This window comes from Bacillus sp. 05T31, from assembly GCF_056396725.1.
In genome coordinates this window covers 1-15,075 of the sequence record NZ_JBFTMA010000042.1, presented here as the reverse complement: position 1 = coordinate 15,075, position 15,075 = coordinate 1, and the positions used below count along the sequence as shown (strand labels likewise).

Below are 15,075 nucleotides of genomic sequence, written 5' to 3'. Positions count from 1 at the left end.
AGATGGAGCAATAAAGTGAAACTTTAATTAGTGGGGGGCATCCCCCACTAATTATTAGCCCCCACCAATCGGGCTTTTACGGGCAGCCCGATCCCCCATATAACTTCTTTGCTTTCGCTGAATTTTGAGGTGGGGGTCTTACTGTCCGGCAAAGAGCGGGGTAAATGCGTATTTTATATAGAAGAAACCGACTTTCATATAGAAGGTCGGTTATTTTTCTGTCTTGCAAATTATGAAAAAAAGGAGCAAAATAAAAAAGGTCCTGATCTATATAGGTACAAATGAAAATTTTTATACAGGGGCACTTTAAGTTAGCGAACTTAAAGTGTGTAAAATATACTGATAAACATAAAAGATGATGAATGAGAAAACGGGTGATTAAGTTGAATAGAGCGATCGGTGTTATTGATTCAGGAGTGGGCGGTTTAACAGTAGCGAAGGAATTAATTCGTCAGTTGCCGAAAGAGCGTATTATATATTTAGGGGATACAGCACGTTGCCCTTATGGTCCGCGTTCTCGTGAAGAAGTGCGTCAATTTACGTGGGAAATGACGGAGCATTTATTAGATTTAAATATCAAAATGTTAGTTATTGCGTGTAATACAGCAACTGCGGTTGTATTAGAAGAAATGCAGAAACAATTACCAATTCCAGTAGTTGGAGTTATTCATCCAGGATCACGTACAGCTTTAAAAGTGACAAATACGTATCATGTTGGGATTATTGGAACGATTGGAACAGTAAAAAGTGGCGCCTATGAAGAGGCGCTAAAGTCTATTAATAACCGTGTTATGGTAGAAAGTTTAGCGTGCCCACCTTTCGTTGAGCTTGTAGAGAGTGGGAATTTCGAAAGTGAAATGGCGTATGAAGTTGTAAGAGAAACATTGCAACCGTTGAAAAGTACTGACATTGATACGCTTATTCTAGGATGTACACATTATCCGATTTTAGGTCCTGTTATTAAAAAGGTAATGGGGGATCAAGTACAATTAATTAGTTCGGGTGATGAAACAGCGCGTGAGGTAAGCACGATTTTATACCATAGTAAGATGCTAAATGAGGGAGAAGAACAAAGTGATCATCTCTTCTTAACGACTGGTAAAATAGGCCTGTTTAAAGAAATTGCATCAAAGTGGTTCGGTCAGCCGATTGAAAATGTGAAGCATATCAATTTAGAAATAGAATAATAGTAGATTCATATAAGAGAACTCCTGAGAAATCAGGGGTTTTTTCTGTATAAGTAGCCATAGCTTGTTCTAAAACATGAAACAGCTCGTATACATAATAGTACAAACTTAGATTTTAGGGGGGAATGGCATGCCTAAATCCACTTTTAAATGGGTTGTTGGTGCTACTGTGAGTGCGATTTTATTATCAGGGTGTGGCTTGTTAAATCAAGAGAAAGCGACAGAACAAATTGATCCGCCAAAAAAAGTTACGTATACAGAAGGTGAAATTTCGAGCAGTCCTTCCAGCGAATACGACGATGACCTTGAATTTGAAAAAAGGCGGGACAGCAGTAATTGATTTCTCTAAAGAAATGAAAAATTATTCAAAAGAAGAAGAACGTCAAATTGTTGAATCAGTAGCGTGGACTTTGACTCAATTTACAGAAATAAAACAAGTGCAGTTCCAAATAAATGGTGAAAAGTTAGCGAAGATGCCTGTTGCGGGTACACCGCTTGGTGAAGGTGTAAGTCGTGCGAATGGAATTAACTTTGATGATGAACAAGTAGCAGATGTGACGCATACAAAACCGGTTACACTTTACTTTATGGCGCAAAATAATAATAAGCAGCAATATTACGTACCAGTAACAAGGCGCGTTGCAGAAGGAAAAGAAAATGATTACTCGGCAATTGTGGATGAGCTTGTAAAAGGTCCGATTCAAGGATCGCTACTAAATGATTTTAATCCAGGAGCTAAGCTTATTACGAATCCAAAAGTGGAGAACGGAAATATTACATTAAACTTTAATGAAAATATATTTGTGAACCCAGAAAAAAACATGATTTCAAATTATGTGTTGAAATCGTTAGTCTTATCTTTAACGGAAAAACAAGGTGTGAAAAATGTTTCTATTGAAGTGAATGGGAAAGCAAATCTTATGGATGAGAAAGGTGAAAAGTTAATAAAACCTGTTGATCGTCCACAAAACGTGAATACAGGTAGTTTTTAATCGCGAATAATTTGATATACTTATGTAAGAAAGGGGAATTGCTTTTTGAGTTCCCCTTCTTTTATTGTTATACATAGCGTACATTTAAATTTGGCTATACTAATGAGAGTATTTATGAGGGGGTTATTTTTATGCGAGTAGATGGTAGAGGAAAAGCAGAGCTACGCCATATACATATTCATACAAATTATTTAAAACATCCAGAGGGATCAGTACTAATTGAAGTTGGAGATACAAAGGTAATTTGTTCAGCGACAATTGAAGAGCGTGTACCGCCGTTTATGCGCGGAGAAGGAAAAGGCTGGGTAACAGCAGAATACGCAATGATTCCACGTGCGACAGAGCAACGTACAATCAGAGAGTCAAGTAAAGGGAAAGTAACAGGGCGCACAATGGAAATCCAGCGTTTAATTGGACGAGCATTACGTGCGGTTGTTGATTTAGAAGCGCTTGGCGAAAGAACGGTTTGGATTGACTGTGATGTAATTCAAGCGGATGGCGGAACGAGAACAGCTTCTATTACAGGTGCTTATGTAGCGATGGTATTAGCTTTTGAAAAATTATTGCAAGCAGAAAAAGTATCTAAAATTCCGGTGAAAGATTATTTAGCGGCAACGTCAGTAGGTGTTGTTGAAGAACAAGGTGTTGTTTTAGATTTAAATTATGCTGAAGATTCTAAAGCAGACGTTGATATGAACGTTATTATGACTGGAAAAGGTCAGTTTGTTGAAGTGCAAGGAACTGGAGAAGAAGCGACGTTTAGCAGAGCTGAATTAAATGAATTACTTGATGCTGCTGAACAAGGGATTTTCCAACTTGTTGAAAAGCAAAAAGAAGCGTTAGGTGACATCGTATCTCATATAGAGTAGAGGTGGAAAATATGAAGCAAGTTGTTGTAGCGACGAAAAATCTTGGGAAAGTACGTGAGTTTGCTGAGTTATTTGAGAGATTTGACTTAGAAGTGAAATCTTTACACGATTTTCCTCATATTGAAGAAGTCGAAGAAACTGGTGAAACATTTGAAGAAAACGCAATTTTAAAAGCGGACAGTCTTAGTAGACAGTTGAATTCCATCGTAATTGCGGATGACTCTGGTCTTATTGTAGATGCCTTAAACGGGAAACCGGGTGTATATTCAGCTCGTTTTGCTGGAGAGCCGAAAGATGATCAGGCGAATATAGATAAGGTGTTACAAGGGTTAACCGACGTCGATTTAGAAAAACGTACAGCTCGTTTTTACTGTGCGCTAGCAGTTGCTTTCCCTGAAGYKGATAAAGAGCCGGTTATTGTAAACGGAACGTGCGAAGGRAAAATYYTAGAACAGCGCCGCGGGGAAAATGGTTTTGGATACGATCCGATTTTTTATGTAGAAGAATATAAAAAATCGATGGCGGAGCTAAGCTCAGATGAGAAAAATGCGATTAGTCACCGCGGGCGTGCTCTTCGTAAATTAGAAGAAAAAATCCCAGAATGGTTTTTAGAAGAATAAGGGAGAGAGATTGATGAAAGCTTTAATCGTAAGCGATAGTCATAGCTCTGTGAAGGAATTACAGCAGTTAAAAGAGAATTACGAAGGGAAAGTAGATGTCATGATTCATTGTGGTGATTCAGAGCTAACGCCTGCTCACGAAGAACTGCAAGGTTTTCATGTTGTAAAAGGGAATTGTGATTATGCTAACTTTCAAGATGAAATTGTAACTGATGTAGATGGAATTCGTTTCTTAGTTGTACACGGTCATCGTCATAATGTGAAAATGACGTTACAAACGTTAGCGTATCATGCAGAAGAAGTAGGAGTGCAAGTAGCATGCTTTGGACATTCTCATGTATTAGGGGCAGAATTAATTGATGGGATTTTATTTATTAATCCAGGAAGTATTTTGCTCCCACGCTCTCGTGTGGAAAAAACATTCGCTTTATTAGAAATGGATGAAAATCATATAGAAGTTCGTTTTGAAACATTAGATGGACAGCTGGTGGAACAAGCAATTTTTAAAAGAGGATAAGAAAAATTATCCTCTTTTAAAAAAGTGTTGACTTTATAAGTAGTTATGAATATAATAAATATTGTCGATAGGGCAACGGCGCTAACGAAGAAAAATAAAATAACATATGCGGGTGTAGTTTAGTGGTAAAACAAGAGCCTTCCAAGCTCTGGTCGAGAGTTCGATTCTCTTCACCCGCTCCATGTCCCAGTAGCTCAGCCGGATAGAGCATACGCCTTCTAAGCGTACGGTCGGGAGTTCGAATCTCTCCTGGGACGCTAAAAAAACCTTGTTATCTTTTGATAACAAGGTTTTTTGTTTGTCTAAAAATTGATGTATGTGCAAGAGGTGTGAAAATACTACAATGGAATATATGATAATGAGTATATAAAGTAGATTAAAGTACATCAAAAACAGAGCACCGTTTATGCGCCCTGTTCCTCTTATTTAACTTAAAGAATCAATAGGTTTATGGTGGAACTCAAATCCATATCCAGATTCTCCTAATTGTTCACTTACAATGTTATAAAACTTTTTCCCATAAAAACTAGGTTCATTCTGCGAATACACTTGTATAATGAATTGTGTTCTTCCTATTGTACTTGGAACTTTTTCATGGATTTCATCACTTTCAATGAATCCTAAATATGTATTGATTTTGTCTTGTAGAAGTAAAATGTGCTCATCGTCAAGTTCTTCGCTTTTATTCCACTCTAAAGCATCAAAGATTGTTAATTGGGCAGCCGTTATCGGAACTTATCCCCGACAGTGTGTTACAATTAAACGAAGCGGAAAGCGAGGATCTCCAATTGACTGGACGTGTGATTAGTTGGACAGTTTAAGAAGGTTGTATAAAAAGGGAGATGGCGCAAAGATGGCGAGAGCAAACGAGAATGATWTAACGGAGAAATTGGCAGAAGGTCACCGAAAATATGGTGACGGCAACTTTACAATACAGAATATCGGCGATGAAACTAATTCGAATTGGACTGTCGTAAAAAATGTGAGGAAGGGATCGGCAGGCATTCGCGAAGAAGATGTATTAAGGCTGCGATCAAAATATATAAAATAGTGCGGAAAGGTACGCCGAGATTCGCATTTTAAGACGATTATTTTTTATTCCGTGGATAAGGGGATTCATCTAAATGCGTCAGAATTTTCGATAAGGAATCGATAGAACAAAAAGGCATTCAACATTGACGTAGAACTACTATATAGCGTATAATATTAATTAACAAAAACGGTCAGTTGACCGCCCAAATGAACGTTCAGCAAACGATGAAAGAATCGTTTATATATCGTAGGTAATTGACGGGTCGGGAGTTCGAATCTCTCCTGGGACGCTAAAAAAACCTTGTTATCTTTTGATAACAAGGTTTTTTGTTTATTTTAAATTAGTTATTAATAAATTTTTCAAAGACAAAACCATAATCTTTTACGTTATATTGCTTTTTCGTATCAACGAGCCAGTTAAAGGCGATCTCATTCATCTCTTTAAATTGTTCTGCTAAATTTACTTGTGCGTTTGAAATACGGCTGAAAGCGTTAGATGCCATATCTAAACTTTTATGTGCATACTGCAATGTAATATCGTTGTCGTATGAAATTTCTTCTATTTTAAGTAAAGCCTTATATAAATCTTTTAATTCTTCAATATGTTTTTTATGAACATCAATTGAATAATGCTCATCTCCCATTTGGAACTTAATTTCTACATCTAAATCAATCGTTCCTGCAGTTTCAAGTGCTACGTTTTTAATTTGATATTTACTATAGCTAAAGCGGCGTAATGTACGTTTTTTGCTTGTGGCACTTGTACCATCTAGGTGAATTAATCCTTTGTTTGTAAAGCAATATTCATCCGATTTTGATTTAATAAGAAAGTAAATTTTCTCCCCATCTTCATGCATTACGTAATCATCAGCATCGACCTTATCGTAATCTTTTGGTGTGATAACGGAACCTACATCGCTTAATCCTAAAACGTCAGCTGCCATTTTTTTGAACATATATAATCCCCCTTGTAAATTAAATTCTTAATTGTACAAAAATATATTAACATGATTTTAAACTTATTTTTGAAATCTTACAATTCTGTAAGGTAAGTGTAAGGAAGTTCGATGGTAACAAATTACTAATCTTATATAATGAAGATAACAACGATAAATGAGGAGGAAGAGATGATGAAAGGATTAATCGTAACGGGTTTAACAGTAGCTTTTGGGTTTGTGGCGTATGAAAAGTTAACATATGTAATTGATGTTGTAAAACATTTAGTAGCGTAGAAAAAACTGCCATGAGAGGGAAAGGGAATGAGTGAATGAATGGAATGGTTATTTGGAATTATAGGTACTTGTAGTGTAGTTTTATTGTTCTTTGTCCCGAGTGGTATACTTAGTTCGACAACGAGTTTGTTCTTTTTAAGTTTGTTTGCTTGTACGATGCTTATTATTATGTTTTTAATGAAGCGAAGTAAACCAATCTTCTATTTTAGCATGATTGTTATGGCAATTATTGTTCTCCAAATTATTACCCTTGTTATATACCCCACAATTATAAAAGCTTTCCATTAATGATGAACCCTCTGCCGTCTGTTGCTGAGGGTTTTTGTTTGTGAAAAATGAATTTCATTTAGAAGTTTGTTGCTTTTTCGTTATGAAAATAGAATATTCCTATATTTCAAATAAATAATTTTGTAATGTTGTGTTCTTATTACGCATTTGATATATTTACTTTGAAGATCATTAAAATCTAGAAAAAGAGGCGGACGTATGGATAAAAAAGAAAATACGGTCGTATTGTTTCCGCAACTATCAGAACGCTATATTGATAAAGGTTTTTTAGCGTTGAAAGAGCGGGAATTCGAAGATGCATTGCGCTGCTTTGAAATATTACGTCAGTATAATGCAGAAACGGAACAAACAGAATTAGCTTCCGTTATTTGTTTGCTAGAATTAAAACGTATGGAAGAAGCGAAAGAAAAATGTGAGCAGTTGCTTGAAACAGGAGYTGTATTATTTGGTGATATTCTTGAAACGTATGTAACTATTTTAGTTCAAACAAATGATTATGAAGGTGTCATTGAAACTGTTGAGGAAGTTTTGCAAACGAAAGATATAATTCCTGAGCAAAAGGAAAAATTGGCGCAGCTTGCTTTGTTTGCGCAAGGGATGCTGAATGAAGAAGATACACCGCTAGTGGATTCGAATTTTGAATTAGAAGAATTTACCGATGGGCTTTTTGGAGAAAACTTTGGTCAAAAGCTAAGAGTGATCCAGAAACTTTCGTTAAAAGACCTGGATCTCGCACTTCCTACTTTAAAGAAATTTTTAATAGACGAAGATCAGCACCCTTATTTAAAAACTTCTATTTTGTATAAAATGGTAGAAAATCAAATAGAAGAAGAAATAGAAGTAGAGAAGTTTGGAAATACGATAAAGGTGATTCCAGCATTTACAGGTCATAATGAGGAGCAATCCGATAAAATTATACATAAATTCTCAAACCGATTAGAGCAAAGTTATCCAGATATATTTAGTACGATGGTTACATACTGGAAAGAATTACAAATTAGCATTTTTCCGTTCCCTCTATTAATGGATAAAGTAGAAATTTGGGCTGCTGTCTTAGAGAGAATTGGAAGAAAGCGTTTCGGATTGGCTATTGATGAAGAAGAACTTATGACAGCATACAATATTGAGTTTGAGGAATTTCATATTGCCTATCAATGGTTACTGCGCATTGAAAGAGAAGGGTATTTGYCCGTATAATTATGAAAAAGAATCGTTCAGTTATTGAAACGAGCACATTCTATGTTATAATGTAAGGGTTGCAAAAGGCAGAAATCTGCCTGTTTGTAAGAGAAGAGGAGTATAATTCTCTTACTTAATATGTTTCATATTAGTCTCGAACAAAATATACCGTAGTTGTCTTTTAGACAATTAGTAGATTGGAACATTGTATCTGAAAGCTTTTTGCTAGAGGGTTATTTGTACATTTGTTATTTCAAGAAAGAGATAATAAAAATTTTGATCTATAGAGGTATGTGCATACATTATTATAGTTGGAGGGAAAGAATAAATGTCTACAAAATGGGAAAAATTAGAAGGTAACGTTGGCGTTTTAACAATCGAAGTTGATGCTAAAGAAGTAAATAACTCTATCGACGCTGCATTCAAAAAAGTAGTAAAAACAATTAATGTACCAGGTTTCCGTAAAGGRAAAATGCCTCGTCCATTATTCGAACAACGCTTTGGTATTGAATCTTTATACCAAGATGCTTTAGATATCATCTTACCAAAAGCATACGGTGAAGCAATCGATGAAGCTGGTATCTTCCCAGTTGCTCATCCTGAGATTGACATCGAGAAATTCGAAAAAGGCCAAAACTTAATTTTCACTGCAAAAGTTACTGTAAAACCTGAAGTTAAATTAGGTGATTACAAAGGTTTAGCAGTAGAAAAAGTTGAAACAACTGTAACTGACGAGGATGTAGAGAACGAAGTAAAAGCTTTACAAGAGCGTCAAGCTGAACTAGTTGTTAAAGAAGACGGAACTGCTGCAGATGGTGATACAGCTGTAATCGACTTCGAAGGTTTCGTTGATGGCGAAGCATTTGAAGGCGGCAAAGGCGAAAACTATTCTCTTGCAATCGGTTCTGGTACTTTCATCCCAGGTTTCGAAGAGCAAGTAATTGGTCTTAAATCTGGTGATTCTAAAGAAGTTGAAGTATCATTCCCAGAAGAGTACCATGCTGCTGAATTAGCTGGTAAACCAGCAACATTCAAAGTAACAATTCACGAAATCAAAACAAAAGAACTTCCTGAGTTAAACGACGAGTTCGCTAAAGATGCTGACGAAGAAGTTGCAACTCTTGATGAATTAAAAGCAAAACTTCGTACAAACTTAGAAGAAGGCAAAAAGCACGAAGCTGAGCACAAAGTACGTGACGAAGTAGTAGAATTAGCTGCTGCTAACGCTGAAATCGACATTCCAGAAGCTATGATCGACACTGAGTTAGATCGTATGGTTCGTGAATTCGAGCAACGTTTAAGCCAACAAGGTATGAACCTTGAGCTTTACTACCAATTCACAGGTACTGACGCTGACAAATTAAAAGAGCAAATGAAAGAGGATGCACAAAAACGTGTAAGAATCAATCTTGTTCTTGAAGCTATCATTGAAGCTGAAAACATCGAAGTTACTGAAGAAGAAGTAACTGCAGAAGTTGAAAAAATGGCTGAAATGTACGGTATGCCAGTAGACGCTATCAAGCAAGCTCTTGGAAGCGTAGACGCTTTATCTGAAGATCTTAAAGTGCGTAAAGCTGTAGACTTCTTAGTAGACAACGCTGCATAATAAAATAACAAGGCGCGATTTTAATCGTGCCTTGTTTTATAAAGATAGAAATATATTTATAAAACTTTTCGATGAAGAAGGAAAAGTGCCTTTGTAAGTCGAATATACATATTTCAAAAGTTTTAAAATTTTTTTATTTGTACATAACTAGTCATATTATTTGTATTTCTCGCTACGTAGTGACATAATATGTATTTACATACGATACATTTATCGTGTACATACGAAGGCAAGAGGTTAGCACTTTGTAAGGGGTGTGAAAATATGTTTAAATTTAATGATGAAAAAGGTCAATTAAAATGTTCTTTCTGTGGTAAAACACAAACGCAAGTTCGAAAGTTAGTTGCAGGTCCAGGTGTTTACATTTGTGACGAGTGTATCGAGCTTTGTACTGAAATTGTACAAGAGGAGCTTGCGAAGGACGAAGAAGTAGAATTCAAAGATGTACCGAAACCGGTAGAAATTCGTGAAATCTTAGATGAGTATGTCATCGGACAAGATAACGCGAAAAAAGCACTAGCGGTAGCGGTATATAACCATTACAAACGCATTAATTCTAACAGCAAAATTGATGATGTAGAATTAGCGAAGAGTAATATTTCACTTATTGGGCCAACTGGTAGTGGTAAAACATTATTGGCACAAACATTAGCGCGTATTTTAAATGTTCCATTTGCAATCGCGGACGCAACATCTTTAACAGAAGCTGGATACGTTGGGGAAGATGTAGAAAACATCTTACTAAAACTAATTCAAGCGGCTGATTACGATGTAGAAAAAGCGGAAAAAGGAATTATTTATATTGATGAGATTGATAAAGTGGCACGTAAGTCCGAAAATCCATCAATTACACGTGATGTATCTGGTGAAGGTGTACAGCAGGCACTTCTGAAAATTTTAGAAGGTACTGTAGCGAGCGTTCCACCTCAAGGTGGTCGTAAGCACCCGCATCAAGAGTTTATTCAAATTGATACAACGAACATCCTATTCATTTGTGGTGGAGCGTTTGATGGCATCGAGCCTATTATTAAACGTCGCCTTGGTGAGAAAGTAATTGGATTTGGTGCTGAGAAGAAAAATGCTGATGTAAATGAGAAGCATGTTTTATCTCACGTTTTACCAGAGGATCTTTTAAGATTCGGTTTAATTCCGGAGTTTATCGGTCGTCTTCCAGTTATTGCRAACCTAGAGCCGCTTGATGAAGATGCTCTTGTAGATATTTTAACTAAACCGAAAAATGCACTTGTTAAGCAATTCCAAAAATTATTGGAGCTTGACGATGTTGAGTTAGAGTTTGAAGAAGGTGCACTAGTTGAGATTGCGAAAAAAGCAATTGAACGTAAAACAGGTGCTCGTGGACTTCGTTCTATTATTGAAGGCTTGATGCTTGATGTAATGTTCGAACTTCCATCTCGCAAAGATATCGAGAAGTGTATTCTTACGAAAGAAACAGTAGCTGATAATGAACCGCCGAAATTGGTGTTACAAGACGGTACTGTACTTGATACAAAAACATCTGCATAATGCGAAGAAGAAACAGCAATTTTTATAATTGCTGTTTTTCTTTATGTTTAGCACTATTCCTCCCAGGAAATACTAAAAGGTAAAACATAGCGGGAGGAAATGAATTATGAGCTGGACAAATATATTTTTACTTGTTCAACTTGTTTTTGGCGTAATTGTCGGATTGTATTTTTGGCATTTACTTCGAAATCAGCGAACACAAAAAGTTTCAATTGATCGAGAATCGAAAAAAGAATTAGAGCAGCTTCGTAAAATGCGTGAGGTTTCTTTAACAGAGCCGCTTGCGGAAAAGGTACGTCCTACATCCTTTATAGACATTGTAGGGCAAGAAGACGGGATTAAGTCGTTAAAAGCGGCTCTTTGTGGTCCTAATCCGCAACATGTGATCATATACGGTCCGCCAGGTGTCGGAAAGACAGCGGCAGCACGCCTTGTATTAGAAGAAGCGAAACGAAATCCGAAATCTCCATTTCGTACAAATGCAACATTTATCGAACTTGATGCGACGACAGCTAGGTTTGATGAGCGTGGTATTGCGGATCCATTAATTGGTTCAGTGCATGATCCTATTTATCAAGGAGCAGGTGCAATGGGACAAGCGGGTATCCCGCAACCGAAAAAAGGGGCTGTAACAGATGCGCATGGTGGTATTTTGTTCATTGATGAGATTGGTGAATTACATCCAATTCAAATGAATAAAATGCTAAAAGTGTTAGAAGATCGGAAAGTGTTTTTGGAAAGTGCGTATTATAGTGAAGAAAATTCGATGATTCCAACGTATATACATGATATTTTTCAAAAAGGTTTACCTGCAGATTTTCGCTTAGTTGGTGCAACAACACGTTCACCAGAGGAAATTCCTCCAGCAATTAGGTCGCGTTGTTTAGAAGTGTTCTTCCGTGAGTTAGATACAGAAGAAATTCAAAAAGTAGCGAAAAATGCAGCTGACAAAGTGGAGATGCAAGTAGGTGAGAACGGTATCGAAATGATTGGAATGTATGCAAGAAATGGGCGAGAAGCAATTAATCTCGTGCAAATTTCTGCTGGTATGGCGATAAATGAAGAACGACCTTTCATTAAAGATGAAGATATTGAGTGGGTTGTTCATTCTAGTCAGCTTACACCAAAGTACGAAAAACGTATTTATCCAATTCCGAGAATCGGTCTTGTGAACGGGCTTGCTGTATATGGGCCGAATACAGGTGCGTTATTAGAAATTGAGGTAACAGCTATTCCTGCGAAAGATAAAGGATCAGTAAATGTCACTGGAATTGTAGAAGAGGAAAGTATTGGAAATCAAACGAAATCAATCCGTCGTAAAAGTATGGCGAAAGGTTCTGTTGATAATGTGTTAACAGTACTTCGTTCTCTAGATGTGTTGCCAGAAGGGTATGATATACATATTAATTTTCCTGGTGGTATCCCGATTGATGGTCCTTCAGCAGGTATTGCTATGGCAACAGGTGTCTATTCAGCAGTGCATCGTACGTATGTGAATAATGAAGTAGCGATGACAGGTGAGATAAGTATCCACGGAGAAGTGAAGCCTATTGGTGGTGTGTACGCAAAAATAAAAGCTGCGAAAAAAGCGGGAGCTAAGAAAGTCATCATTCCGGCTGAAAACATGCAACCATTTTTGTATACAATAAAGGGAATTGAGATCATTCCTGTTCGCAAATTAAAAGAAGTATTTGAATTAACATTTATGCAGGAAAATRTGCATCGTGAGCTTGATGCACATAATGATTTGGRCGAAAMAGATGCACAATCAATGTGAGAATATACAATAATAAAAATTTGCCAGACTTCGTTTAAGTTTGTATGCTTAAGCGGAGTCTTTTTTCTTTTCGTGAGGCACAAAAAAACAGGGGATTAACAATTGCGAAGAATCTCTGCAATTGCATCTAGATGTATTGTAATATAAAATAGTTGAACAGGAGTTTAATTTATTATGGAGGTGCTATGTCTAGTATGAATACGAATGAAAGAATTGTGCCCCTCCTACCATTAAGAGGCATTCTCGTATATCCAACGATGGTTCTGCATCTTGATGTAGGACGTGATAAATCGATACAAGCACTAGAGCTGGCGGCAATGGATGAAAATATCATCTTTTTAGCAATGCAAAAAGAAATGAATATCGACGATCCGAAAGAAGATGACATATATAGTGTAGGTACAGTGGCGAAAGTGAAGCAAATGTTAAAATTGCCGAACGGTACGCTTCGTGTCCTTGTAGAAGGTTTACATAGAGCAGAAGTAGTTGAGTTTATCGAAGAAGAAAATATAGTGCAAGTTTCTATTAAAACGGTAACGGAAGAAGTAGAAGATGATTTAGAAGAGAAGGCTCTTATGCGTACGTTACTGGAGCATTTCGAACAATATATTAAAGTTTCGAAAAAAGTTTCAAATGAAACATTTGCAACGGTAGCTGATGTAGAAGAACCGGGAAGACTAGCTGATTTAATTGCTTCTCACTTACCGATTAAAACGAAGCAGAAACAAGAGATTTTAGAGATTGTATCTGTGAAAGAACGACTACATACACTTATTTCAATTATTCAAGATGAACAAGAGTTACTTAGCCTAGAAAAGAAAATTGGACAAAAAGTGAAACGTTCAATGGAGCGCACGCAAAAAGAATATTTCTTACGTGAGCAAATGAAGGCAATTCAAACTGAACTTGGTGATAAAGAAGGCAAGGGCGGGGAAGTTGAAGAACTTCGTGAGAAAATTGAACAGTCGGGAATGCCTGAAGAAACAATGAAGGCTGCACTGAAAGAATTAGATCGTTATGAAAAATTACCTGTAAGTTCTGCTGAGAGTGGTGTCATTCATAATTATATTGATTGGTTATTAGCTCTCCCATGGACAACAGCAACAGAGGATATGATTGACCTCACTCATTCGGAAGAAATTTTAAATAAAGATCATTACGGTCTTGAAAAAGTGAAAGAGCGAGTACTTGAATATTTAGCTGTACAGAAGTTAACGAATTCATTAAAAGGGCCAATTCTTTGTCTAGTAGGACCTCCTGGGGTTGGGAAAACTTCGTTAGCTCGTTCTATCGCAACATCGTTAAACCGTAATTTTGTACGTGTTTCTCTTGGTGGTGTGCGTGATGAATCTGAAATTCGTGGTCACCGTCGTACATATGTAGGAGCGATGCCAGGACGTATTATTCAAGGTATGAAAAAGGCGAAAACAGTTAATCCAGTCTTCTTATTAGATGAGATTGATAAAATGTCTAACGATTTYAGGGGAGACCCATCAGCGGCGTTACTTGAAGTGTTAGATCCAGAACAAAACCATAACTTCAGTGATCATTACATTGAAGAGCCATATGATTTATCGAAAGTTATGTTCGTTGCAACTGCTAATACACTTGCAAGTGTTCCGGGCCCATTGCTTGACCGTATGGAAATCATTTCGATTGCTGGTTATACAGAACTTGAAAAGGTGCACATTGCTCGTGAGCATTTATTGCCGAAACAATTAAAAGAGCACGGTTTGCGAAAAGGTAATTTGCAAGTACGTGATGAAGCGCTTCTTGAAATTATTCGTTATTATACACGCGAGGCTGGTGTTCGTACGTTAGAGCGTCAAATTGCAAAAGTTTGCCGTAAAGCAGCAAAAATTATCGTTACAGCAGAACGCAAGCGCATTGTTGTAACAGAGAAAAATATTGTTGATTTACTTGGTAAGCATATATTCCGTTATGGTCAAGCTGAAAAAACAGACCAAGTTGGTATGGCAACAGGTTTAGCTTACACAGCAGCGGGCGGCGATACACTCGCAATTGAAGTGTCTGTAGCRCCAGGAAAAGGGAAATTAATTTTAACAGGGAAACTTGGGGATGTTATGAAAGAATCCGCACAAGCCGCGTTTAGCTATATTCGTTCTCGTGCAGAAGAACTTCATATTGATCCGGATTTCCATGAGAAAAACGATATTCATATTCATGTTCCAGAAGGAGCAGTTCCAAAAGATGGACCATCAGCAGGTATTACGATGGCAACGGCACTTATT

12 protein-coding genes, 2 tRNA genes and 2 pseudogenes are annotated in these 15,075 nt (G+C 37.0%); 14 read left to right on the top strand and 2 right to left on the bottom strand.

All coding sequences use genetic code 11. The features are described from left to right. The first annotated feature begins 362 nt into the window (after positions 1–362). The 7 genes and pseudogenes from racE to AC1DJR_RS04775 all read left to right on the top strand — a co-directional run bounded on the left by racE (position 363) and on the right by AC1DJR_RS04775 (position 4,442). A complete protein-coding gene (racE, locus tag AC1DJR_RS04805) occupies positions 363–1,187 on the top strand; it encodes a glutamate racemase (RefSeq protein ID WP_048517140.1) in 825 nt (274 codons plus the stop codon). 130 nt (positions 1,188–1,317) lie between these two features. Further along, positions 1,318–2,179, top strand: a pseudogene (locus tag AC1DJR_RS04800) (GerMN domain-containing protein). A 131-nt stretch (positions 2,180–2,310) separates the two neighbouring features. Then, complete coding sequence (gene rph, locus AC1DJR_RS04795; protein WP_131246687.1) at positions 2,311–3,048, top strand: ribonuclease PH; 738 nt, start codon at positions 2,311–2,313, stop codon at positions 3,046–3,048. An 11-nt stretch (positions 3,049–3,059) separates the two neighbouring features. Continuing rightward, entirely contained in the window at positions 3,060–3,668 is a 609-nt protein-coding gene (locus AC1DJR_RS04790) for an XTP/dITP diphosphatase (RefSeq protein ID WP_477002123.1), read from the top strand. Positions 3,669–3,681: 13 nt separating this feature from the next. Then, positions 3,682–4,185: a metallophosphoesterase gene (locus AC1DJR_RS04785; protein WP_088034135.1), complete on the top strand. Its 504-nt coding sequence runs from the start codon at positions 3,682–3,684 to the stop codon at positions 4,183–4,185. 108 nt (positions 4,186–4,293) lie between these two features. Beyond that, positions 4,294–4,367: transfer RNA gene (locus AC1DJR_RS04780), tRNA-Gly, on the top strand. 1 nt (position 4,368) lies between these two features. Further along, positions 4,369–4,442: transfer RNA gene (locus tag AC1DJR_RS04775), tRNA-Arg, on the top strand. Positions 4,443–4,611: 169 nt separating this feature from the next. Here the strand turns inward: AC1DJR_RS04775 and AC1DJR_RS04770 are convergent. Further along, positions 4,612–4,899, bottom strand: a pseudogene (locus AC1DJR_RS04770) (DUF6572 domain-containing protein); the annotation flags it as partial. Positions 4,900–5,038: 139 nt separating this feature from the next. Between AC1DJR_RS04770 and AC1DJR_RS04765 the strand changes: the two are divergent. Further along, positions 5,039–5,236, top strand: a complete 198-nt coding sequence (locus AC1DJR_RS04765) for a cytoplasmic protein (RefSeq protein ID WP_477002122.1) — start codon at positions 5,039–5,041, stop codon at positions 5,234–5,236. 322 nt (positions 5,237–5,558) lie between these two features. Here AC1DJR_RS04765 and AC1DJR_RS04760 read toward each other — a convergent pair whose 3' ends face one another. Then, the gene (locus AC1DJR_RS04760) at positions 5,559–6,173 is read right to left on the bottom strand and encodes a PH domain-containing protein (protein ID WP_000473869.1); all 615 of its coding nucleotides are present in this window, start codon (positions 6,171–6,173) and stop codon (positions 5,559–5,561) included. A 315-nt stretch (positions 6,174–6,488) separates the two neighbouring features. On the opposite strand from AC1DJR_RS04760, the gene AC1DJR_RS04755 reads away from it, so the two are divergent. The 6 genes from AC1DJR_RS04755 to lon all read left to right on the top strand — a co-directional run. Further along, on the top strand, positions 6,489–6,737 hold the full coding sequence (locus AC1DJR_RS04755) for a hypothetical protein (RefSeq protein WP_001983650.1): 249 nt from the start codon (positions 6,489–6,491) through the stop codon (positions 6,735–6,737). A gap of 198 nt (positions 6,738–6,935) precedes the next feature. Further along, positions 6,936–7,934: a hypothetical protein gene (locus AC1DJR_RS04750; protein WP_477002121.1), complete on the top strand. Its 999-nt coding sequence runs from the start codon at positions 6,936–6,938 to the stop codon at positions 7,932–7,934. A 310-nt stretch (positions 7,935–8,244) separates the two neighbouring features. After that, complete coding sequence (gene tig, locus AC1DJR_RS04745; protein WP_429688097.1) at positions 8,245–9,522, top strand: trigger factor; 1,278 nt, start codon at positions 8,245–8,247, stop codon at positions 9,520–9,522. Positions 9,523–9,786: 264 nt separating this feature from the next. Then, positions 9,787–11,046 carry an ATP-dependent protease ATP-binding subunit ClpX gene (gene clpX / locus AC1DJR_RS04740; RefSeq protein ID WP_000472285.1) on the top strand — a complete coding sequence of 420 codons (1,260 nt, stop codon included), beginning with the start codon at positions 9,787–9,789 and terminating at the stop codon, positions 11,044–11,046. A 106-nt stretch (positions 11,047–11,152) separates the two neighbouring features. Then, the gene (gene lonB, locus AC1DJR_RS04735) at positions 11,153–12,823 is read left to right on the top strand and encodes an ATP-dependent protease LonB (RefSeq protein WP_477002120.1); all 1,671 of its coding nucleotides are present in this window, start codon (positions 11,153–11,155) and stop codon (positions 12,821–12,823) included. A gap of 185 nt (positions 12,824–13,008) precedes the next feature. After that, on the top strand, positions 13,009–15,075 hold a 2,067-nt coding region (gene lon, locus AC1DJR_RS04730), incomplete at its 3' end, for an endopeptidase La (RefSeq protein WP_477002119.1).

What these genes read in the sequence shown, in the direction of transcription:
- rph (WP_131246687.1), top strand. Translation starts at nt 2,311, where the DNA reads ATGCGAGTAGATGGTAGAGGAAAAGCAGAGCTACGCCATATACATATT.
- AC1DJR_RS04760 (WP_000473869.1), bottom strand. Translation starts at nt 6,173, where the DNA reads ATGTTCAAAAAAATGGCAGCTGACGTTTTAGGATTAAGCGATGTAGGT.
- racE (WP_048517140.1), top strand. Translation starts at nt 363, where the DNA reads ATGAGAAAACGGGTGATTAAGTTGAATAGAGCGATCGGTGTTATTGAT.
- AC1DJR_RS04755 (WP_001983650.1), top strand. Translation starts at nt 6,489, where the DNA reads ATGGAATGGTTATTTGGAATTATAGGTACTTGTAGTGTAGTTTTATTG.
- AC1DJR_RS04785 (WP_088034135.1), top strand. Translation starts at nt 3,682, where the DNA reads ATGAAAGCTTTAATCGTAAGCGATAGTCATAGCTCTGTGAAGGAATTA.